This is a genomic window from Mycobacterium lehmannii, assembly GCF_001499925.1.
Lineage (GTDB): Bacteria > Actinomycetota > Actinomycetes > Mycobacteriales > Mycobacteriaceae > Mycobacterium > Mycobacterium lehmannii.
Genome location: NZ_LQIR01000026.1, coordinates 1 through 22174, shown reverse-complemented (window position 1 = coordinate 22174; position 22174 = coordinate 1). Strand labels below are relative to the sequence as shown.

Sequence of the window (22174 nt, the reverse complement as noted above, 5' to 3'; positions counted from 1 at the left end):
ACCGTACGTGAAACTTACGATGCCGTCAGGCGAACCTACCCGGTATGAGCGGGCGGCCGGGGCAGGGCGTCACGGTAGGCGTCCTCGTAGTCCTCGATGCCCCCCTTCACCGTCGGATCGATTCCGTTGAAGTAGTTGGTGAGCGCGGTTCGGAAGTCGGCGAAACCGTTCTCGAGCGGTTTGAGCTGGCCGGTGGCCGGATCGATCAGGCCCGCCTCGGCGAAGAAACGCGGATCGCCGATGTTGTTGTCAAGCAACCGCTGGGCGACCGCGTACTGTAGCGCTTCGGAGCTCTCCTGGACGATGTAGGTCGGGTCGTTCGGCACCGGCGCATCTCCGATGAAGATTCCGTGCAGAGGGTCGTCGGGCATTTTGTCGTAGTACTCGAGAATTGTCTTGACACCGGGGATTTCACCACCGGCAGCCTTGGCCAACTCGAACCAGCGCTCGCGGCTCTCATATGCGCGGACTTCTTGCAGGTTGCCATACTTGATGGCGTCGTTGTCGGCGATGTTGGCACCGGAGTCGATGATGCCGCGCAGTGTGCCCGCCGACTGCAGATCCGCGGTGTCGACGGTGCCGCCGTCGATGATGGACTGCTCGAAATTCGCCTGGTACTGCATGCCGTTGACGTAGGCCTGGCTGTTCAGAGTGGCGGCGGCCTCGGGATCGGTGTCGATGACCGCGAAAAGGTCTCGGGTGATGGGCATCTCGGGATTCTTCAGATCGTCGAGCGGCGCGAACCCACGGGTGTGGTCGAGCGGATTGCCCAGCATGTCGTCGATGTAGGGTTTGTTGGCGTCGGCGAGCGCACGCGCGAGATCGGGATTGACCTGTCCGAGCGACTGTCCGCCGGTGCCGGGGATGTCGAGCAACCGCGGGGAGTTCTCGCCGGCCCACTTGTCGACCGCGTGCATGGTCTGTCCCGCCTGCTCGGCCTGGAACACCTGGGTGGGATCGGTCAGGTCCGTCGGGACGGCGCCGGCGCCGGCGCCGGTGCCGTTGAGCAGATTGCCTGCCGCCGCACCGTTGTCGGCCCACTGGTGGGTGAACAGGTCCTCGATGAAGCCGCCGTTGGACGTCTTGCCGTCCGCTCCCGCGAGCGCATCGTGGACGGCCATCGGGTCCCGTCCTGCCGCGTTGAGCATGTCCTGCACGGTGGGGTCCACGAGACGCTGACCCAGCCCGATGTTCTCCTTCCAAGCGATGTCGGGGGCCTCGTGCATGTTCTGCAGGATCTGCTCGGACTTGTCCAGTAGCGCGGCATCAAGTGCGGTGCCCTGCTGCAGCTTGGCGTCACCGGCGGACACGATCGCGGCGACATCGCGGTATTCGTCGAGGTGTGGGAACGGCTTGTACGGGTCGGGCCATTCGAGGGTGGGGTTGCCCTTGTCGTTGGTTCCGGGGGTGGGTGCGGTGGGTCCGCGCAGCGGCGCCTCGAACGTTTCGCGGATGCCCGACGGCAGGTTCTGCATACCACCGCGAGCCGGCACGTATCCGGCGTCGCCGGGTTTGGCCTCGGGGTTGGCTCCGGCGACCGTGATGTTCTCGTTGGACACCAGTTGCAGCGCGTCGGCGACGCGACCCCCGTTCGGGCCGAGCTTGTCCATCATCGCGCGAATCTCGGCCGGGCTCTTGCCATCCAGCGACCGCGAGAGCTGGTTGAGGTAGTCCATCTGGCTGGCCGGCAGTACCAGCTCACCGCGCGCCAACGCTTCCTGCTCCTGCGGGGTCAGCGTGGTGTTCTCCTCGAGTCGCGCGAGCTCTTCGGGGGTGAGCTCGCCGTCTTGCAGCGATTCGCCGTCGGCGCTGCCCTGCTCGGCGGGGGCGGTCGGATCGCCGCCGGTGGCCGCGGACAGCACCCGGGCCAGGTCGCCGTCGACCTCCTCGGCGGCGGCCAGCACCGCGACCGCGCGGTTCTCCACCTCGGCCATCTTCTTCTCGAGCTGCGCGATCTCCTCGTCGGTCCACCCGGTCGTGTCGGGAGGAGTGACCGTGCCGGTGTTCAGGTCCAGCTGCACCGCCGGGGCGGCGGCCGCGTAGTCGACGAGGCTGTTGAGGTCGTTCTTGACCGAGCGGGCATCGGCCGCGGCCTTCTGCGCGCCGAGCGACACCAGAATGGCTTCCTTCTGCGTGGTGTCGAGCTTGGTGGCCGACTGCTCGATGGCCTGCTGCGCGGCCTCGCCGGCCCGGCCTTTCCACGACCCGAACACCGAGAGATTGCGCAGCGCCTCGGCGGTCTCACCGCTGGTGCGAGCCCGGTGCGCCGCGGCTTTGGAGACCTCGTCGATCTGCTCGGGTTGCCAACGCGCAACGTCGGCCAACGTCATCCCCACGGGTCAGAGCCCCATGGTGCCCAAATTCGATCCCGCAGACTCGATTTCGGTAGCAGCATTGTCGTCCGTGCGTACATACTTCGCCGCTGCCGAGCGCAGATCCTCGGCATGTTTGACGAGTTCGGTGTAATGCGCGGCGGACTCCTCTTCCCACTTCGTGGTGGTTGCTGAGAGTCCCGAGGCGCTCGAGCCGATCCAGCCGGGCGCGGCGGCGCCCATTCGCTCGTGCGCGGTGCCGTGGGCAGACCTCAGGCTGTCGGCGGCCGCGTTGACGTGGTCGGCGGCCATCCGGACCTCCAAGGGGTCTACCCGCAGGTTGTCGCTCATTCGCCTTTCCCAACGCTCGCCGGCGGTCCAAGGGACACACATGTTTGCCGGCCAACATTACCATCGCCGCGATACCCCTAGATGCACGAATTTTGGGGCGGTCCCAGCGGGGTGTCGGTGGAGTGCAGAAGTTTGCTGGGATCGGTTACCCCAACCGCGCGACGAGCGCGTCGGTCACTTCGGCGGTCGACGCCCGCCCGCCGAGGTCGCCGGTCCGGGTCTCCGGCGCGGCCAGCGTCGACTCGATGGCGCCCATCACCTCACCGGCGGCGTCGGCGTGCCCGAGATGCTCGAGCATCAGCGCCGCCGACCACACCGCGCCGATCGGGTTGGCGATGCCCTGCCCGGCGATATCGGGGGCCGATCCGTGTACGGGTTCGAACATCGACGGGTACTGCTTGGTGGGGTCGAGATTGGCCGACGGTGCTATCCCGATCGAACCCGCGACCGCGGCGGCGAGGTCACTGAGGATGTCGCCGAACAGGTTCGAGCCGACGACGACGTCGAATCGCTGTGGCTGCAGCACGAACTTGGCGGCCAGCGCGTCGATGTGCTCGCTGTCGAGCCGCACGTCGGGGTAGTGCGACGCCCGCTCGGCGACGACCTCGTCCCAGAACGGCAGCGTGTGCACGATGCCGTTGGACTTGGTCGCCGACGTCACGTACCCGCGGCGGGTGCGGGCGAGCTCGAACGCGAAGTCCGCGATGCGGCCGACGCCGTTGCGCGTGAAAACCGACTCCTGGACCGCCATTTCGTCGGGAAAGCCGCGGTTGAGCCGTCCGCCGATCTCGCTGTACTCGCCTTCGACGTTCTCGCGGACCACGACGAAGTCGACATCCTGCGCCGTGCGCAGCGGGCTTTCGACGCCGTCGAACACCCGGATCGGCCGCATGTTCACGTACTGGCGGAACGCGCGGCGGATCGGGATGAGCAGACCCCACAGCGACACGTGGTCGGGCACGCCCGGCCACCCGACTGCGCCCAGGAAGATGGCGTCGAATCCGCGCAGTGTCTCGATTCCGTCGTCGGGCATCATCGCGCCCTGGTCCGCGTAGCGTTGACACGACCAGTCGAACTCGGTGTACGACAACGCGATTCCATGTTTCTTCGCGACCGCGTCGAGCACCGCGTGCGCCGACGCGATAACCTCGGTACCGATCCCGTCACCGGGAATGACGGCGATATCGGTCATGTACCCAATCCCAAGAGGCTGATCATCAGCGGCAGCAAGATGATGATCAGGATAGCGCCCGCGATGTCGAAGGCGACGCCGGAGCGGATCATCTTCGTGATCGGGACGACGCCCGAACCGTAGACGATCGCGTTCTGTGGGGTGGACACCGGCAGCATGAAGCCGAACGACGCCGCGAACGTCGCCGCCAGCGCCGGCACGAACGGGTTGATGCCCGCGGCCACCGCCACCGGTATCACGATCGGCACCACCACTGCGGCCGACGCGGTGTTGCTTGTGGTTTCGGAGACGATGATCGCCAGGATCACCGCGAAGATGGTGATCGCGATGCCGCTCGTCAGGCCGAGCGCGTCGTTGACGGAGGTGCCGATGGTCTCGGCTAGCCCGGTCGAGGAGATCAGCGAGCCGAAGATGATTCCGGTACCGAACAGGATGATTGTGCCCCAGTCGATTTCGGCGGCGTCCTTCCAGCGCAGGGTGAACTCGCGGCTCTGCCAGTCGGTGGGCAGCAGGAACAGCAGCGAGGCGCCGAAGACCGCGACCACGCCTTCGTCGAGGCGGTCGCTGACGAATTCGTAGGTGGTGGACTCGGTTCCGGTGATCACCGCGAACACGCCGGGCAGGATCCACAGCGTCACGGTGACGCCGAACGCGATCAGCGTGTTCTTCTCGGCCCGCGACAGCTTGCCCAGTTTCTCGCGTTCACTGGCCACGTATTCGGCGACGCCGTCGATGCGTTTGATCTCGGGTTTGTTGAGCCGTAGCAGGATCAGCGCCAGCAGCAGGAACATCACGAAGCAGATGGGAATCGCCAGCACCATCCACTGTCCGAAGCTGATCCGCTCGCCGGTGGCCTCTTCGATCAGCCCGCGCCCGATCAGGTTCGGCGGGCTGCCGACCGGAGTGAGCAGGCCGCCGACGCTGGCGCCGTAGGCGAGCATCAGCATGAGGGCCGCGCCCACCCGCAGCCGTTGCGGGTCGAAGTCGGGTTCGACGTCGCCGCGCTGCTGGAGGAGCTTGGCGATCACCGACAGGATGCCGATCGCCGTCGGCAACAGCATCGCCACCGTCGCGGTGTTGGACACGAACGCCGACAGCAGGGCCGTGATCACGCCGAACGCGATGATGACGCCGGTGGTCGAGCGGCCGGCCCGCGGTAGGGCCAGGATGCGGAACGCGAAGCGCCGCGCCACACCGTGTTTGAGCATCGCCTGGGCGAGGATGAACGCGCCGATGAACGTGAAGATGGTCGAGGATCCGAACGGGCCGAGCACATCGTCGACGGGTGCGACCCCGAGGAACACCGCGACCGCGACGCCGAGTAGGCCGCCGATCGGGATCGGCACCGCCTCGGTGATCCACAGCGCGATCACGCCGAGTAGGACCGCGCCGAGCACCTGTTGCTCGCGGGGGATGTCCATCGGCAGGACGAGGAAGACGGCGGTCAGCAGCGGGGCGAGGAACAGGCCGAGCGTGCGGCGGCCCTTCTCGAACCGTTCCTCTCGCGGCGAGAGCTTCTGTTCGCCCAGGCTTCGGTAGGTCGCGCTGCCGAGCAGGGCCTTGTCGACGTCGGTCGGTGTGACCTGGTTCTCCGTGCTCATTGCCGGCTCCGTCCACCCGGTGGTGTGTGCAACGCCACAATCGCCGGGAAGGAGTGCCCGGTCGATGGGCGGGGCTAAACATCGCGAGCGCGTCCGGCCGGTCGCCGAACGTGGGTTACCCGCACGCGTCCGGCGCGAAAAGTGTGCGGGTAACCCACGTTCGCGCCAGAAGTCGGCGGCGCGGGCGGCGCGGGAGAAGTCAGGGGCACGGGCGGCGGGCGAGGGTTGGGGGCGCGCGGGAAGTCAGGTGCGTAGGCGACGCGCCAGGCCCGACGCGCGCACGGCCCGGCGCTGCACGGCGGCCCGCACTGAGGCCTCCGGGCCGACGACCCGGATCTTCTCTTTCGCCCTGGTCACCGCGGTGTAGAACAACTCGCGGCTGAGCAGCCGCGAATCCTCGGGCGGCAGCAGCACCGTGACCTCGTCGGCCTGGCTGCCCTGCGACTTGTGAATGGTCATCGCATGCATCGTGTCGACCTCGGCGAGCCGGCTGGTCGCGAACTCCAACCGTTCCGTGCCGGCGATGACCGCGCGCAGCATCCCGTCGCGCAGCACCGTCACCCCGGCGTCGCCGTTGTAGAGGTTGAGCCCGTAGTCGTTCGCGGTCACCAACACCGGCCGCCCGGCGTACCACGTCGACCAGATCGGCTCGCCGGTCAACTCCGACAGCCACCGCTCGACCTGGTGGTTCCAGTACCGCACCCCGAACGGGCCGCGGCGATGCGCGCACAGCAGCCGGTGTTCGGCCAAGATGCCCAACGCCGCGTCGCCATCACCGAGAACCGCCGCCGTTCGCAGCGCAATCGCGTTCGGCACCAATACTTTACGGAGCTGCTCGGACGGCTCCTCGGTGTCCACCCATTCGATGTGGTCGCCGCCCGCGCGCAACACCTCGATGACCATGTTCTCGTCGCCGGTGCGGATCGCGGTGGCCAGCCGCCCGATCGACTCGCCGAAGCGGTGCGACGTCTTCAACTCCGCGATGCGGTTCTCGCCGAGACCGTCGACCAGGTCGGCGAGGACCGCACCCGCCTCCACTGACGCCAACTGGTCCGGGTCGCCGACCAGGATGAGCCGGGCCTCCGGCCGCACCGCCTCCAGCAGTCGCGCCATCATCGTCAACGACACCATCGACGTCTCGTCGACGACGATCACGTCGTGCGGCAACCTGTTGTGGCGGTTGTGCCGGAACCGCGCCGACGTATCCGGCCGGCTCCCGAGCAGGCGGTGCAACGTCGTCGCGTGCAGCCCGGACAACGCTTGGCGGTCGGCGGAGTCGAGTCTGTCCACCTCCAATTGCACGGCCTCCTGCAGGCGCGCGGCCGCTTTGCCCGTCGGCGCCGCCAGCGCGATCCGCAGCCGTGTCCCGCTGGTGAGGAGCGCGAGCAGGCGGGCGACGGTCGTGGTCTTCCCAGTGCCCGGCCCGCCCGTGAGCACCGTCAGACCCTGCGACAGCGCCAGTTCCGCGGCGGCGCGCTGTTCCTCGAAGCCCGGCGGGAACAGCCTGTCCAGCTCCGGCGTCGGCGGGGTCGGCCGCACGGCGGTCATCGACAGGATGTCGTCGCACACCTGCTGCTCCTCGAGCCAGTACCGGTCGAGGTACAGCAGGTCCCCGTCGACGTGCAGCGCCGGTGGCGGGCCGGTCAGCGGGTGCGCGGCGATGGCGCAGAACCAATCGTCGACGGCGGGCCACGGTAGCCCGTCGATGCCGACCTGCTGCTCGACGGTCCGCAGGTTCAGGCACACTGACCCGTTGCGCAGTGCGCGCACCACAAGCCCAACAGCGAGCGCGACCCGTTCGTCGGGCGCCTTGACGAGATCGCAGAGCCGTTGTGCGACATGTACATCCGACGCGTCGAGGACGTCGGCGTCGCTGAAGGTGCGCAGTAGTCCGGTGGCGCTGATCGCCCGCCGCCACTCCACGCCGGTCACGCCGCGGCCCTGCCCGCGTCGAGCAGATCCGACAACGCGGTGATCAACGCCGTCGGCGGTTGCCAGCTGAACACACCGGCGGGATGACCGTCCTCGGTCGGGGTGTCCGGCCCGCACATCCCGCGCAGGAACAGATACAGCACTCCGCCCAGATGCTGTTCGGGCGTATACCCGGTTAGCCGCCACCGCAGAAAGCGGTGCAGTACAACGCTGTACAGCAACGCCTGCAGCGGATAGTCCGAGTGCAGCATCGCCTCGGCCAGCCGCGGGCGTGAGTAGTCCGCCGCGGTGAGGGGCCGGTTGGGGTCGCCGAGCCAGTTCGTCTTGTAGTCGACGACGAGGTAACTGTCGTTGATGCGCAGCACCGCATCCACCGAGCCCGACAGGTAGCCCTTCAGCGGCTGCGGTCCCAGGCCCGCTCCGGTCAACCGCTCCGCATACGAGGCCAGCGGGTCGTCCGCGGGTAGGTGTGCATGTAGCAGCTCGCCGACGTGCGCGAGCCGGATGTCGGGTGCAGACCCGCGCAAATCGCCGCCCGCCAACGGGAATTCGAAGTCCATCTCCAGCATCCGGTCCCGCAGCCCGATCTGCCGAAGTGTGGCGGCGCCGGCCAGTGGCCCGAGCGGTGTGTCGTGCATCGGCACCATCGCCGCCGCCAGCTCACCGGCGTCGACGTCGACCGGCCACCACACGGAATGCTCACGGATCCGAGCCTGAAGTTCCGCGGCGAGGTCGGCGGCGAACGGATCCGCGGTCTCGAGCACCGCGTGCACCAGCGAGCCGAACTTCGCGCCGGTGGGCAGCTCGGCCATCGGTGAGGACACGTCGGCGCCGACCGTCTCGGTCGTCAACGGGATTTCGGCGACCTCGTCGTCGAGCTCGACCACTTCGGGCTCACTGCTGACCGGTGTCGCCTCGACCGCGCGGATCAACCCGCTGTAGGACGTTCGGCGCCACGCCGTGTCGATGGCACGGTGGAAGTGGCGGGCCCGGACTTCTTCGGGACCGGGCGGCTCCGGGCGCACACGCCTCGGACGAGGCACCGACTCCTCGATCACCGGACCGCCGACGGCCTCCCACTCCTTAAAGTGCGCCATCGCGTCATCATCGGAAACCTTGTCGGGGACAACGACATCCGGCACCACCGGCTCGCCGGGCCGCCGGCCGCGCAGCAGCCGTGACAGTCCGCCGTTCGGTTCGCCGCGGGAGGGCGCCCACCAGGCGACCAGTTGCGACTGGGCCCGCGTCATCGCGACGTACAGCAGGCGGCTGTCGTCGCTGGCGTCCTCCTCGCGGCCCACCTTGGACACCGCGTGGAAATCGGGACTGTCGTTGCCGCCGATGTGCAGGCACCGCGTGTCGCCCTCGTGGTAGAGGACCAGCTCGGGTTCGAACACGTGACGGTTGAACGCGAACGGCAGGTAGACGACAGGGAACTGCAGGCCCTTGGCGACGAACACAGTCATCACCTGAACGGCCGCAGCGTCGTTGTCGAGGCGGCGGAATCGCTCAGCGGCGCCGCTGCGTTCGTCGCGCTGGGCCCGCAGCCAGTCCCGCAGCGCGGGCAGCGTGAAGTGTTCGCGGTGGGCGGCCTCCTGCAGGAGCTGGGTCATGTGGGCCAGGTCGGTCATCTGGCGCTCACCGTTGCGCCACGACAACACGCGGTCGCCCATGCCGGCCAGTTGCGCGGCCTCGAAGATCGCCGCCACCCCACGCTCCCGGGCGTGACCCGCCCACTCCCGCAACGTCTCTGCGACGCGGTCGGTCAAGCGGTCGCCGCCGTCGACGAGTGACTCGGCGGTCTCACCGAAGAACATTGTCGCGGCCGCCGCGCGCACGATGCCGGGCCGGTGCGGCTGGTCGAACGCCTCGAGCAGGGCCAACCAGTCCTCGGCGGCGTCGGAGCTGAAGATGTCGGAGTCGCCGGTGTACACCGCGGGAATGCCCGCGTCGCACAGCGCCCGGTAGCAGACCCGCGCATCGCGGTGGTTCTCGACGATGACCGCGATGTCACCCGCACCGAGGGGACGACCGTCGAACGTGGCGCCGGCGTCGATCAGCGCACCGATGTCGCCCGCCAGATCCTTGGGGATGTGGGCGCGCAGCTGATCGATCGGCAGGACGCTGGTTCCGCTGCGGCCGAACGTGTTTCGGCGCACAACCCGCAACCGGAACGGATCGTCGCACGGGGCGCCGACGAGCCGCGAACCTTCGTGCTTGGCGGCGACGTCGTGCACGACGATCTTCTCGTGGCCCAGTTGCGCGCCGCGCAGCACCGCCTGCAGTCGGTTCACCAGCGCCTCGTCGCTGCGCCAGTTGGTGGCCAACGTCTTCTGGACGTCGGCCTTCGAGGCGGCGCTCAGGTAGGTGACGATATCGCCACCGCGGAACGCGTAGATCGCCTGCTTGGGGTCGCCGATCAGGATGAGCGTCGAACGTCCGCTGAACGCGCGGTCGATCACGCGCCACTGCACCGGATCGGTGTCCTGGAACTCGTCGACCATCACGCTCGGCCAACGCTGGTGCATGCGCAGCTGCGCCGGGGAGTCATCGGCCTCCAGCGCATCGGCCAACCGGCTCAGCAGATCGTCGTAACCGAGAATCCCCTTGCGCCGCTTGCGGACCTCCAGCTCGTCGAGAACGTCTCTGGCGAACCGGACGCAGACCTCCGCGCGTGAATCCGGTGCGGGGTCCTTCGGCCGCAGCTCGGTCGCCGGGTGCTCGACGACCTGCTTGGCCAGCCGCAGCGCATCGGCATAGGTCAGCAGCGGGTTGTCGCGTTCGCGGCCGAAGTGGTGCAGGTAGAGGTCGTCGACGATCTCGGTGACGAGTTCCTCGAGGCTCTCGACCAGAGTGACGCGGGAGTCGCTGTCGCCGGCGACGCCCAGCGATTTGAGCACCAGCTGGCAGAACTGGTGTGTGGTGGCGATGGTCGCGGCGTCGAACGCGGCCAGCGCGTCGCGCAGATTGCGTTCGCGCTCAACGCGCTGGTCGGGGGTGCCCAGGAGTAGATGCTCGATGATCTCGTTGGTGTCGACGCTCGACGGGTCGACGAAAGCCTGTACGGCGTCGACGATGTGGCGCCTGACCCGGTCTCGCAGTTCCTGGCTGGCCGCGCGGCTGAACGTGATCAGCAGCATCTGGTCGAGCGTCGCGACACCCTCGGCGAGGTAGCGCGTGACCAGCCCGGCCAACGCGAATGTCTTACCGGTGCCTGCGCTGGCTTCCAGCACGGTGGTGGAGCGTTCGGCGGGCAGGTCGCCCAGGAGGTTGAAGGGTTGCATCAGGTCTCCAGCGCCCGCAGCATCGGCAGCCACAGCCGCCCGGCGTAGGTGTCGAGGCCGCGTCCGACGAGGTGCGCCAACCACGTGTTCTTGCCGAATGCCAGTTGGTAGGCCGGTTCGGCCTCCTCGCCGGGATACATACCGGACCGCCACTTGTAACCGGCCCGCTGCTCGGGATCACCGTGGCCGTGCACGGCTTCGGCCCACGCATAGGACGTCTTCACCGGCAGCGGGAGCGGTTCGCGGCGGCCCTGGTCGTACATCGCCACCAGATCGGCGAGCAGATCGCGGGCGGGCTCGGCCGGCCTGCCCATGGACTCGACCCGTGGCGTGGTGCCGCGGCGCGCCCGCCCGATGCTGATCGCCTTGAACTCGCGACCGGGTTCGTGAGCGAGCAACGCCAGCAACAGGATCCACGGTTGCAGCAGATGGCGTCCGTCGAGCTTGGAGTAGGTGACCGAGACCAGCCGCTCACCGTAGACCGGCGTGACGGTTCCGGTGACCCGCCGGCCACCGCCGATCTCGACGTCGATGTCGATCGCCGTCGCATCGGCGCCTCGGTACGGTCGCGCGACGTCGCAGATGAGCGAGGCCTGCTCACAGATCTCATTAGCGCGACGCCATCCGAGGTGGCCGGGAGGCAGTGTGCCGCGCCGCCACTCGGCCTGGCGCGCCTGGTCGGGATCCATGCCGCTCAACATGTCCCGCAGCACGCGATCGCCGACCGTCCACTCCTCTAGCGCATCGATGTCGACGGGCATCGCATCCTCGACACCGTCGACCTCCCACGGCAACGTGTACTCCATCGCGCGGAAGAACCCCTTGACGGGATCGCGGAAGAACCCGGCGAGATCGGCGAGTACGACGTCGTCGGGTGGGGGCGGGGGTAGCGGTCCCGAGACGAATGCCGGCCGTTCCGCGCGTTCGGCCGCGCGGGTGAGCGCCGCGCGTTGAACCGTGGAGTCGAACGTGAACGGCTCCTTCGGGATCAGCGCGCCGGGGATGACGTTGCGGGTGTCGAACGGCTGCAGTGGATGGTGCACCACAATCGTGTCGCGGACCGGGTGCTCGGTGGTGCGGTCCAGGGTGTCGAGCAGTTCGGCCAGCGGAACGGCGGGCGGTCGTTCCTGACCGGAGTACTCGTTGGCGCCGGTGTAGGTGATCACCAGCGTCTCGGTGGCCGCGCCGATGGCGTCGAGCAGCAATTGCCTGTCCTCGGACCGGATGTCGCGCTCTCCGGTCATCGGCTCACGGGCGAGCGCGTCGTCACCGTCGACCACTCCCAGCCGGGGGAACACTCCGTCGTCGAGACCGACCAGGCACACCACCCGGTGCGGCACCGACCGCATCGGCACCATCGTGCACACCGTCAGGGTGCCGGTGCGGAAGTTCGCGCGGGTCGGCCGGCCCGCGAGGTGGCGGTCGAGCAGGGCGCGGACGTCGGACAGCCGCATCAAGGTGTCTGCGCGAGTGCCCGCGGTGGCCAGCACGTCGGCGAACTCGCGCTCGAGTTGCGCTGTCTGCCAGGCGTCGTCGTCGCGAACTCGGGTCAGCAAGGCGATGCTGTCGGTCAGTGCCTGCAGCCACTGCTCGAGTGGTCGTGTCCCGGTCAGGGATTGCACGGCATGTCGCAGGCGGTCGATGTACTCGGCGAGCTGGCCGGCAAGGTCGACCCGGTTGCTGCTCACGTCGTCGAGGGGCAGCGTGGTGTCGAGCCAGGCCTGGGAGTCGTCGGACATGGCCACCCCCGCCAGCACCCGGTCGATGCCGAAACGCCAAGTGTTCTGGACGAAGTCGACGCCATACGGCCGGCGGTGCTCGGTGTCGAAGCCCCAGCGGATGTTGGCTTGGCGCACCCAGCGGGTGATGTCCTCGAGGTTGTCGTCGGTGAACCCGAAGCGGGCCCGCACCGGCGCGGCCTGCGCGAGGTTGAGCACCTCACTGGATGTGGCCCGCCCCCCGGCCAATGCCAGTAACTGGGATGCGACCCCGAGCAGCGGATTGGTCTGGACGAGGGACCGGTCGGCGAGACGCACCCGCAACTGATGTGCGGGATGCACGCCCTTGATCATGTCGCCCAGCCCGAAACCGGCCACGATCAGCGGTGCGTAGGTCTCGATGTCCGGACACATGACGAGAATGTCGCGCGGTTCGAGCGTCGGGTCGTCGGCGAGCAGTCCGAGCAGGACTTCGCGGAGCACGTCGATCTGGCGGGCGGACCCGTGGCAGCTGTGCACCTGCACCGAACGGTCAATGGCGTTGTGCCTCCGGTCTTCTCGCCGGATCGTGTTGTCGCCGATGTCGGATTGCAGCCACCCGAGGAGCGTGTTCGGGTGGGGCCGGCCGCCGAGATATTCGTCGGTGCGGGCGTCGTCGGGCAGCGCACGCTGCAGTTCGCGAAGGTCGCGGCCGAGCGTGGCGAGCAGAGGGTGGCCGACACGGCGATGGCTGGTGTCCTCGCGACGAGGGATCTGGCCGTGTGTTCCCTTGAGTTGCTGCCAGAGGTCGTCGCTGGGATGCGGGAGCCACAAATGCAGGTCATGATGGGTGGAGAGTGCCTCGAGCAGTTCGATCTCGGTGCTGGGCAGCCGGGTGTGCCCGAACAACGACAGCCGGTCAGGCAGATCGGTCGGCGACTCCATCAGCCTCACAACGGTTTTGGCGTGCCGGATGTGCGGCGTGTCGGCGTCGATATGCTCGATGAGAGCGCGCCACAGCGGCGGCTGCCAGGCGAGGTCGGCCGGGATGGTGCCGTCGGCGCCGTTCTCCCAGTCGATCAGCAGCTGCGGGCGCTGGCGGGCGTAGGAGGCGAACAGCCCGGCCAACCTGCGGGCGACGGCGTAACGCCGGCCCTGCCTCAGCTCCTTTTCCTCGCCGGTTTCGAAGTGGCCGAGGTGGGTGGCCAGCGGTGTGCACCAATCCTCGGAGCAGGTGGCGTCGATGACCTCTATCAGCGGCCACACCATCGCGTCTGGCGACCACGGGTCATCCTGCTCGGTGCCGGTGAGCTCGGCGATCAATGAACGGGGATTGCGAAACGCAATGCCGGCGCAGACGCCGTCGCTGCCGGCGCCACGCCCGAGCGCGTGACTCAGTCGTTGGCTCAGCCAGCGCTCGACACCCTTGGCCGGAACGATCACCAGTTCCTCGGCGAACGGGTCAGGTAGGGGATCGGAAAGCAGCGTGCCGAGCCCGTCGGCGAGAAGATCGGTGCGTTCTGCCCGATGGATGTGAAGCGCCATCGCAGCCCACGATAGGAGGTCGGTCCGACGCGGCGCGGGGTTTACGGTGGCGGTCGACGTTTGCAAGCGAGGAAGCCAGGGAAGCCAACACTCGATGTTTCGTTCGATGGCCGCGATGATGACCGTGGCCGCCTGTATCCCGTTGATCGCGATGCCGGTCGCGAACGCGCAGCCATCTTGCGGTCCCGACCAAGCCGACGCGCTGCGCCTTGCGTTCGCGCAGCTGCCGTTCGAGCCGCTCACCGGCGCCAAGTGGGACACCACGCCCGTCGACAGCAACTACGACCCGTGCGCGGAACTGTCCACGATTTTGGTGACCACCGAGGGCGGCACCGGTAGCTCGCCCGTGCAGGCGCTGCTGTTCCATCGCGGTGAATACCTGGGAACGGGCACTTCCAAGGCGTACGGCTTCACCTCGTTGGACACCGCGGCCAGCAGCGACGACATGGTGGTGCTGACCTACAAGGTGCCGGGCGAGTGCACTGCCTGCGAGCCGGCGGCCATCCACAGCGCCCGGTACCGCTGGAACGGCGACCGCGCCGTGATGCTCGATCCGCCGCCACCGACGGCCTGAGGAAGGAGCGCGAGGTGAGCGAAACGACGTCACCGCGCCTTGGCCCGAAATTCCACGAGGCGCTGGGGTTCGCCGCAGAACTGCACCGCACCCAGACCCGCAAGGCCAGCGAGGTCCCTTATGTCGGGCACCTGCTGTCGGTTGCCGGGCTGGTGATCGAGGCCGACGGCACCGAAACCGAGGCCATCGCCGCGCTGCTGCACGACGCCGCCGAGGATCAGGGCGGTGACGCGACACTGGTGCTCATCGAGGAGCGCTTCGGACCCGAGGTCGCCGCCATCGTCGAGGAGTGCAGCGACACCGTCGTCACACCCAAACCGCCGTGGCGCGAGCGCAAGCAGAGCTACATCGAACACCTGAACACCGCCTCCGACAGCACGATTCGCGTGTCGATGGCCGACAAGCTGGACAACGCCAGGGCAATCCTGCGCGACCTGCGCCGCTTCGGTCCGAAGGTGTGGCAGCGCTTCAACACCGACGACCCGCACGAGCATCTGTGGTACTACCGCTCGCTGCTCGAGGTGTACCGGCGCCGCAGCGACAGCTGGTTGGTCGACGAACTGTCCCGCGTCGTCGAGACATTGGCCGAGGAGATCGGCCCGCCGGTCGCCGCTACCGTCTGAGTATGAGCGCACGCGACACGGTGTGGATCTCGGCCGCAGAGGTGGCGCGGCGGCTGGATGCTGGTGAAACCCTGACGCTGTTGGACGTGCGGTGGAGCCTCGCGGAACCCGACGGCCGCGCGGCATACGAACAGGGGCACCTGCCCGGTGCGGTCTACGTGTCGCTCGAGGACGATCTGAGCGATCACACCGTCGAAGACCTTGGGCGGCACCCGTTGCCGTCCGGGTCGGCGCTTGAAGCCGCCGCCCGCCGGTGGGGCGTGCGGGCCGGGGTGCCGGTTGTCGTCTACGACGACTGGAACCGCGCCGGGTCCGCACGCGCCTGGTGGGTGCTGACCGCCGCAGGCATCGACGACGTCCGCATCCTCGACGGCGGGCTCGCGGGGTGGACTGCGGCGGGCGGCCGACTGGAATTCGGCGTCGTCGAACCCGCGCCCGGCGACGTGACCGTCGCCCACGACGACCTGTACGCCGGGGCTCGCCGGACCGTCACCGCCGACGCGCTGCTCGAGCCGGGCCGGCTGGTGCTTGACGCGCGGGCCCCCGAACGGTTCCGCGGCGACGTCGAACCGGTCGACCCTGTCGCCGGCCACATCCCCGGCGCGGTCAACGTGCCGAGCACCAGCCTGCTGAGCGACGGCGGGGCCCTGCTGGACGACGACGAGCTGGCCCGAGCGTTCGGGGATGTAGGCGACGGGGAGGTGGCGGTCTACTGCGGGTCGGGCGTCACCGCGGCGCTGACGATCGCGGGCCTGGCGGCGGTGGGTGTGGACGCGGCGCTGTTCCCCGGTTCCTGGTCGCAGTGGAGTTCGGACCCGTCGCGCCCGGTGGCGCGCGGCTCCCGACCATGACTGAGGCCCTCCAGAGATAGAGCGACCTGGAGGACCTCTGTGATGAGTGGCTGTGGGGTCAGCGTTGGTAGCCGGGCTGAACCTGCTGCAGATGAGGGATGCCGTGAGTGTGGGGGGCGCCGGGGGCCGGGTGCGCGGTGACCGTCGGCGTTGCGACGATGCTGGGCGGCCGCGGCGCGGGGGAGTTGGTCTCGGCGTTGGCGGCTCCGGCGAAGGCGAGGGCGAGGGCCAGGATTCCGGCTGCCACGATCGGCAGGGCGAAGAACTGGGCGGTGCGGCGGGCGGTGTTGGCGTTCATGTCGGGATCTCCTCGTCGAGTCCGGTTGTGCGCCGGTTCTCCGGCGATGACTCAACAGTGCTGCACCGCGGCGCCGATGTCTGTCGACCGACCGGCGGGTGAACCGGACGAATCATGTGTCCACCGATCGGGGGACAGGTCCTAAGCTGCAGGAGGCGGACAGGAGCTCACCATGGACGTTCTGCGCACGCCCGACGACCGCTTCACCAACCTCGCGGGCTATCCCTTCGCGCCGCACTACGTCGACGTCACCGCGTCCGACACCGAGGCGCTGCGCATGCACTACGTCGACGAAGGCCCACACGACGGCAAGGTCGTCGTCCTGTTGCACGGCGAACCGACGTGGAGTTACCTGTACCGCACCATGATTCCGCCGCTGGCCGCCGGCGGCTACCGGGTACTGGCACCCGACCTGATCGGGTTCGGCCGCTCCGACAAGCCCAGTCGCATCGAGGATTACACGTATCAGCGTCACGTCGAATGGGTCACATCGTGGTTCTCGGCGCTCGACCTGCGCGACACGACGATCTTCGTGCAGGACTGGGGTTCGTTGATCGGATTGCGCATCGCCGCCGAACAAGACGACCGCGTCGCGCGCATCGTCGTCGCCAACGGCTTTCTGCCTGCCGGTCAGACCCCGGCCAACCTACCTTTTCGGATCTGGCGGGCGTTCGCGCGTCACTCACCGATACTGCCTGCCGGACGCATCGTCGCCTTCGGCACAGTCACCGACGTACCCGCACGCATCCGGGCCGGATACGATGCGCCGTTTCCCGCCAAACGATTTCAGGCTGGGGCGCGCGCGTTCCCGGCGCTGGTACCGACCGAGCCGGACGATCCGGCATTACCGGCCAACCGCGCGGCCTGGGAAGCGTTGGGGCGCTGGGAGAAACCGTTCCTGTGCGTGTTCGGCGCCAAGGATCCCATCCTCGGCCGCGCAGACCGTCCGCTGATCGACCATGTTCCCGGCGCAGCCGGGCAACCCCACGCCCGCATCAACGGAAGCCACTTCGTACAGGAGGACTGCGGACCCGAGTTGGCCGAGCGAATACTGGGCTGGCGCACCTAACCCCGGGTGACAGTGTTTCTCGAGGTGACGTTCACCTCGGGGTTCCCGGAGTGGTAGGTCACCTGGTTGTCGAACCCCGACGCGCCGATCTGGTCGACACTGTCGATGGTGACCTGATTCTCGACGCCCGACACCGACACGCTCAGGCAGTGACCGAGCAGGGTTACCGTGTTGTTGACGCCGCTGACGCTGATGTTGGCGCCATTGCACTCGATCGTCTCGTTTTCGTCGACCCCGGACACGCTGTACTGCCCGCCCGCCGGTGCCACGGCGACCTTGGGCGGCTCGTCGTCCGGAAGCCACGTCGGCGCCTCGCGCGACGGCCCGATCGTCACGCTGCCGCCGCGGGGATCGTCCCCGGTCGCGATGGAAATGCCGGGCCGGCCTGCGATCTCCTCCGTCGCCGACGACAACGTCCACACAAGCGCGCCGATGCCTGCGACGATGACCACCACGACGACCGCAACCAACCCGAAGATCAACCCGAACGGCGCGCCGCTCTTCGTCGGCCCCGGGGGAAACGAGACACCGAACGGCGGTGCGCTGTAGGGAGACTGCGCGGGGTAGGGCTGCTGGTGCGGCGGACCGTAGACCGGCGGGGGCAGGGCCGACGTCTGGTAGTCGGTGCCGGGCGGCTGTGAGGTGCCCAATTCGACCGCGCCGTAGTCGGCCAGCGGTTGCTCCAGCTGCCGGATACGCGCCTCCGGGTCGTCCTCGGGTTTCATGCGCAGATGGTGCCACACCGTCGTTTGTGCCGCCTGAATAACGGCAACCCGACGATCATGATTGGGAAGCTGCGATCCACCGTCGTCGACTGCCGGGACCCGATGCGGCTGGCCACCTTCTACGCGGACGTCCTGGGCGGGCAGATCGAGAAGCAGGACGACACCTGGGTGGTGCTCACCGATCCGCAGGGCCGACGGCTGGCGTTCCAGCTCTCGCCGGAACACGAGCCGCCCCGCTTCCCGGATCCGCGCGGTTCGCAACAGTTCCACCTCGACATCGCGGTGGACGACCCCGACGCCGCCCAACATCAAGTGCTCGACCTCGGCGCCACCCGGGTCTCCGACGCCGAGGAGGACGCGAAGTTCCGGGTGTTCCGCGACCCCGCCGGACACACGTTCTGTCTGGTCTGGGGCATCACCGACTAGCGGCGAAGGCGATTTGCTGACCCACGGTTATCGCGGGCCCGAAGTTGGTACTCACATTCCGTGGTGGCTCCAGGGTTCGTTGCCGTGGGCAGCGGTGCTGCCGGGGTGAGCGCCGCGGAGACGTTCCGCAGCAAGCACCCCGATATCCCCGTGCGCGTCCTGACCACCGACCCGGCGCTGCCGTACGCGAAGCCGCCGCTGAGCAAGGACTTCCTGTGCGGCCGCGACACCAAGCTCGCGCTGCACAGCGAGCACTGGTTCGAACGCAATGCCGTCGACCTTGTCCGCGGCATCACCGTCGAGCGCATCGACGTGGACCGCCAGGAGGTCGTGACAGCGGGTGGTCAGCGCTATCCCTACTGGCATCTCGTGGTCGCCTCCGGGTCCATCCCGGTGCGACCGCCCATCCCGGGTGTCGAGTCGGCGCTGACGCTGCGGTCGTTCGCCGACGCTGTCGCGCTCAAGATGGCCGCCCGCTACTCCGATTGCGCCGTGGTCATCGGCGGCGGCCTGATCGGCTGCGAGGCCGCATCCTGTTTGGCCGAGCGCGGGGTCGCGACGATGGTCGTGGCCGGCGAACACGTCCCGCTGCAGCGCCGGTTCGGGGTCGAGGCCGGTGAGCGCGTCGCGAAACTGCTGTCGGACAACGGGGTCCGGTTCGCCGGTGAGACGACCGTCGCCGCGGTCGAGGACACCCGCGTGGTGTTGGACAGCGGTGAGGCCGTCGACGCCGACCTCGTCGTGTGCGCGACGGGTGTGCGCCCCGACATCCGCCTCGCCGAAACCGCCGCACTTCAGACCCGCGACGGGCGCATCGTCGTCGACGCGCACATGCACACGTCGGCACGCAACGTGTACGCCGCGGGCGATGCGGCGCTGGCGCACAACGTCACCGCCGGCAGGCCCATCGCCGCCGAACACTGGCGCGACGCCGCGCATCAAGGCCATGTCGCCGGCCTGACCGCGGCCGGCTACCGCGCAGTTTGGGACACCGTGCCCGGGTTCTCCTGCACCATCGGCACTTCCGTGCTCAAGTACCGCGGCTGGGGTGTCGACTTCGACGAGGCCCGGTTCGTCGACCACCACACCGGGTTCACGGTCTGGTATGAGGCGGGCGGCGACGTCGTCGGTGTGCTGACCCTCAACGCCGACGACGACCACCGCCGCGCCGGTGAGTTGCTCGGCGCGGATTGACGGACGTCTTCAGCCCGGCACGAGGCCGTGCTCGAGTGCGTACACGCTGGCCCCGATCCGATTCGAGACGCCGATCTTGGCGTACACGTGCTCGACGTGATTGCGCACCGTTTTCTCGCTGAGCACCAGCGTGGCGGCGATTGCCTTGTTGCTCGCGCCCTGTGCGACCAGTCGCAACACCTCGACCTCTCGGCTCGTGAGACCGTCCGGGCGGGGCTGGCGCCTGCGCGACGCGTGCCCGGACGCGCGCAGGACCGCATCGGCGGCCGCGGAATCCAGTTGCCCCTTCGACACCCGTTCGCGCAACCGCCTCGCCGCGCCCGCGGGGCCGAGCGCCTCCCGGTACGGCCGCGGTTCCAGCGCGCTCTGGTAGCTGACCGCACACGCCAGCAACCGATCGGGCATCGTCAGCTGCCGTGCACCCAGACCCCGCGGGTACCCGGAGCCGTCGAGACACTCGTGGTGGTTGGCCGCCACCGACGCGATGTCCTTGAGGGCCGGCACCTGAGAGAGGATCCGCTCGGTCAGGTAAGGATGCAGGCGCATGCGCTCGAACTCCGCCATGGTCAGCGCGGTGGGTTTCGACCAGACCTGGTTCGACACCCCGATGCGGCCGAGATCGTGCACATACCCGGCGCGTCGTGTCGTCGCGACAGCCTCGTCGTCGAGCCCGAGCACCTCGGCGGCGGCTGCGGCGAGATCGGCCACCGTGCGTGAATGTCCCAGTGTGAACGGGCATTTCAGGTCGACGAACTCGCCGAGGGCCATCAGCAGTTTGTCGAGCGACCCGGAGTCCAGGCGCGTTCCGCGATCGGGTGCGTGCTGCAGGGCCGTCGCCCACACGTCTCCGGTCGACGGGACCGCGAGCACGTCGGCCGGATCGGTGACGAACGCGTCGACCACCGCGGGGTCGAACTGACCCCCGCGCCTGCTGCGCGCCATCGCGACCGCGCCGTCGATGCCGTACTCGCGCTGGTGCACCTCGACCATGTCGGCGACCTGAGCGACCCGCATCTCGATTGGTATCGCGTCACCGGACGCGCCGGTCGGCAGTCCGCCGCCGTCGTAGCGTTCGAAGGTGTACCGCAGCGCGTGCTGTACGTCGGCGTCCAGGCCGATGCGCTCGGCAAGCAGGCCGGCCGACGTACAGTGCGAGTGGATCAGCTGCGAGATATGCCCTCGCGCATTGGGATACAGCGTCGCCGCCGTCCTCAACCGGGTCAGCAGTGACTCCCCGCGGCCGACGTTGGTCAGCAGGAAGCGTTGATACGGCAGGCCCGACCAGTCGACGAGGTAGGAGCTTCGTCGCACCGCGATGTCGTCGCCGAACCACCGGGCGTACTCGTGCGAGTCGGCGTGACAACCGATCCACATGATCAGCGTCGTGTAGTAGATGCAGTCACGCTGCCGGGCAGTGAGGTTCAGCCGGTCGGCCACTCGCGTCGCGATGAGTGCGGATCGCAGCATGTGCTCGGCGGGCTGACCCAGTCCGAGGTCGACCGCGACAGAGAGCGCCGCGAGCACTTCCGCCCGGGTCGGAGGCTCCTGCGGGGTTCGAGCGCCGGCCACAGCCCGATTCTGCACCGTTTGCATCGCCGGATCAGTGCGATAGGTCCAGACGGACCGCATCGCGGTGACGAGTGACGTCGAACGCCTCGAACCGGCCCTGGGCGACCACGCAGATACCCCGCTGCGGCAGCTGGAAGTCGGCCAGGCTGCCTTGTATCGGGTGCGGCCCGACGGGACCGAGGTCGACGCCGTGCGCGACGGCCGACGAGTCGGCCACTGCCCACACCCGCCGGGGTGCGATGCGGAATTCCTGCCCGTTGGGCAGGTTGCCGGTCAGCCGAACCTTGCCGACGCCCAGCACCGGGCCGACGATGCGGCTCATCGCCATCAGCATTGGGCGGTTGCGCGCCGCGGCGGCGGGGATGCGTGACCCGAGGACGCTCATCAGGCGGGTGGCCGCTGTGGTTGCGATGTCAACGCGCCAATCCAGCGCTCCGGCAATGGAAATCGACAGCGACCACGGTGTGAGCCACGCGGCGTTGATGGCGCAGACGACGGGGTCGACCGGTGTCGCCGAGCTGAAGTACCGCGAGCAGCTCTGCGGTCCCGGTGTGGTGGCGTAGAACGTCCACACCCCATCCGGCGTGCGATGCCACACCGATTTGTAGGCGGGGGAGAACGACGTCTCGGGGAAATCCCGGTAGGCGAGGTAGTGGCCGTTGGAGAACGGCAGGCCCATGACGCCGAAGCCGACGACACGCTCCTCGTCGCCATCGGGCAGCGGCATGGTCTTGGTGGCGGCCGCGAAGGCCTGAGGTGTTTTGGTCATGGTCGTGATCCTGCGCCGCCGGGCAGGCCGCCGACATGAGGCAAGCGCCCCAAAACTGTTGCGATTTGTGAGTGACTTCGATCGGTGAGTGGCTGTTGCGAAATGCCGATGGATGTCCTTTGTGTTGGCCGGTGAGCACGAAACGATGAGGTATGGCTCGTT

The 22174-nt window shown here is 68.4% G+C and carries 17 protein-coding genes; 6 read left to right on the top strand and 11 right to left on the bottom strand.

The window, feature by feature from the left end:
• Positions 1 to 35 precede the first annotated feature (35 nt).
• The 7 genes from AU192_RS15515 to recC all read right to left on the bottom strand — a co-directional run bounded on the left by AU192_RS15515 (position 36) and on the right by recC (position 13914).
• Entirely contained in the window at positions 36 to 2330 is a 2295-nt protein-coding gene (locus tag AU192_RS15515; RefSeq protein WP_064397697.1) for a TPR repeat domain-containing protein, read from the bottom strand.
• A gap of 9 nt (positions 2331 to 2339) precedes the next feature.
• Complete coding sequence (locus AU192_RS15510; RefSeq protein ID WP_064397694.1) at positions 2340 to 2663, bottom strand: WXG100 family type VII secretion target; 324 nt, start codon at positions 2661 to 2663, stop codon at positions 2340 to 2342.
• A gap of 145 nt (positions 2664 to 2808) precedes the next feature.
• A complete protein-coding gene (locus AU192_RS15505; protein WP_064397692.1) occupies positions 2809 to 3855 on the bottom strand; it encodes a tartrate dehydrogenase in 1047 nt (348 codons plus the stop codon).
• Positions 3852 to 5456, bottom strand: coding sequence for an SLC13 family permease (locus AU192_RS15500; protein WP_064397690.1), 1605 nt, complete (start codon positions 5454 to 5456; stop codon positions 3852 to 3854). Before AU192_RS15500 ends, AU192_RS15505 begins: the two co-directional genes overlap by 4 nt.
• A gap of 243 nt (positions 5457 to 5699) precedes the next feature.
• Positions 5700 to 7379, bottom strand: a complete 1680-nt coding sequence (recD, locus tag AU192_RS15495) for an exodeoxyribonuclease V subunit alpha (RefSeq protein WP_064397739.1) — start codon at positions 7377 to 7379, stop codon at positions 5700 to 5702.
• A gap of 5 nt (positions 7380 to 7384) precedes the next feature.
• Positions 7385 to 10672, bottom strand: a complete 3288-nt coding sequence (gene recB / locus AU192_RS15490; protein ID WP_064397737.1) for an exodeoxyribonuclease V subunit beta — start codon at positions 10670 to 10672, stop codon at positions 7385 to 7387.
• A complete protein-coding gene (gene recC, locus AU192_RS15485; RefSeq protein ID WP_064397688.1) occupies positions 10672 to 13914 on the bottom strand; it encodes an exodeoxyribonuclease V subunit gamma in 3243 nt (1080 codons plus the stop codon). The genes recB and recC overlap by 1 nt, the downstream gene beginning before the upstream one ends.
• A gap of 94 nt (positions 13915 to 14008) precedes the next feature.
• Here recC and AU192_RS15480 point away from each other — a divergent pair, with 94 nt between their 5' ends.
• Genes AU192_RS15480 through AU192_RS15470 form a run of 3 tightly spaced genes read left to right on the top strand, consistent with a single transcriptional unit; the run spans position 14009 to position 15962 of the window.
• Positions 14009 to 14488 (top strand): LppP/LprE family lipoprotein, encoded by a 480-nt coding sequence (locus AU192_RS15480; protein WP_066810635.1) that lies wholly within the window; start codon positions 14009 to 14011, stop codon positions 14486 to 14488.
• Between the two features lie 14 nt (positions 14489 to 14502).
• The gene (locus tag AU192_RS15475; RefSeq protein ID WP_064397683.1) at positions 14503 to 15111 is read left to right on the top strand and encodes an HD domain-containing protein; all 609 of its coding nucleotides are present in this window, start codon (positions 14503 to 14505) and stop codon (positions 15109 to 15111) included.
• A 2-nt stretch (positions 15112 to 15113) separates the two neighbouring features.
• A complete protein-coding gene (locus AU192_RS15470) occupies positions 15114 to 15962 on the top strand; it encodes a sulfurtransferase (RefSeq protein WP_064397681.1) in 849 nt (282 codons plus the stop codon).
• A 58-nt stretch (positions 15963 to 16020) separates the two neighbouring features.
• Here AU192_RS15470 and AU192_RS15465 read toward each other — a convergent pair whose 3' ends face one another.
• Positions 16021 to 16260, bottom strand: coding sequence for a hypothetical protein (locus AU192_RS15465; RefSeq protein WP_064397679.1), 240 nt, complete (start codon positions 16258 to 16260; stop codon positions 16021 to 16023).
• A gap of 172 nt (positions 16261 to 16432) precedes the next feature.
• On the opposite strand from AU192_RS15465, the gene AU192_RS15460 reads away from it, so the two are divergent.
• Complete coding sequence (locus AU192_RS15460; protein ID WP_064397676.1) at positions 16433 to 17329, top strand: haloalkane dehalogenase; 897 nt, start codon at positions 16433 to 16435, stop codon at positions 17327 to 17329.
• On the opposite strand, the gene AU192_RS15455 is transcribed toward AU192_RS15460, so the two are convergent.
• Positions 17326 to 18054 (bottom strand): DUF3060 domain-containing protein, encoded by a 729-nt coding sequence (locus AU192_RS15455; RefSeq protein WP_064397735.1) that lies wholly within the window; start codon positions 18052 to 18054, stop codon positions 17326 to 17328. The genes AU192_RS15460 and AU192_RS15455 overlap by 4 nt on opposite strands.
• A 57-nt stretch (positions 18055 to 18111) precedes the next feature.
• On the opposite strand from AU192_RS15455, the gene AU192_RS15450 reads away from it, so the two are divergent.
• Entirely contained in the window at positions 18112 to 18480 is a 369-nt protein-coding gene (locus AU192_RS15450; RefSeq protein WP_064397675.1) for a VOC family protein, read from the top strand.
• A gap of 60 nt (positions 18481 to 18540) precedes the next feature.
• A complete protein-coding gene (locus tag AU192_RS15445; RefSeq protein ID WP_064397672.1) occupies positions 18541 to 19674 on the top strand; it encodes an NAD(P)/FAD-dependent oxidoreductase in 1134 nt (377 codons plus the stop codon).
• Between the two features lie 9 nt (positions 19675 to 19683).
• Here the strand turns inward: AU192_RS15445 and AU192_RS15440 are convergent, their stop codons facing one another.
• Both AU192_RS15440 and AU192_RS15435 read right to left on the bottom strand, forming a co-directional pair.
• Entirely contained in the window at positions 19684 to 21267 is a 1584-nt protein-coding gene (locus AU192_RS15440) for an HD domain-containing phosphohydrolase (protein ID WP_064397734.1), read from the bottom strand.
• Positions 21268 to 21274: 7 nt separating this feature from the next.
• Positions 21275 to 22012 carry a hypothetical protein gene (locus AU192_RS15435; RefSeq protein ID WP_064397669.1) on the bottom strand — a complete coding sequence of 246 codons (738 nt, stop codon included), beginning with the start codon at positions 22010 to 22012 and terminating at the stop codon, positions 21275 to 21277.
• Positions 22013 to 22174 lie beyond the last annotated feature (162 nt).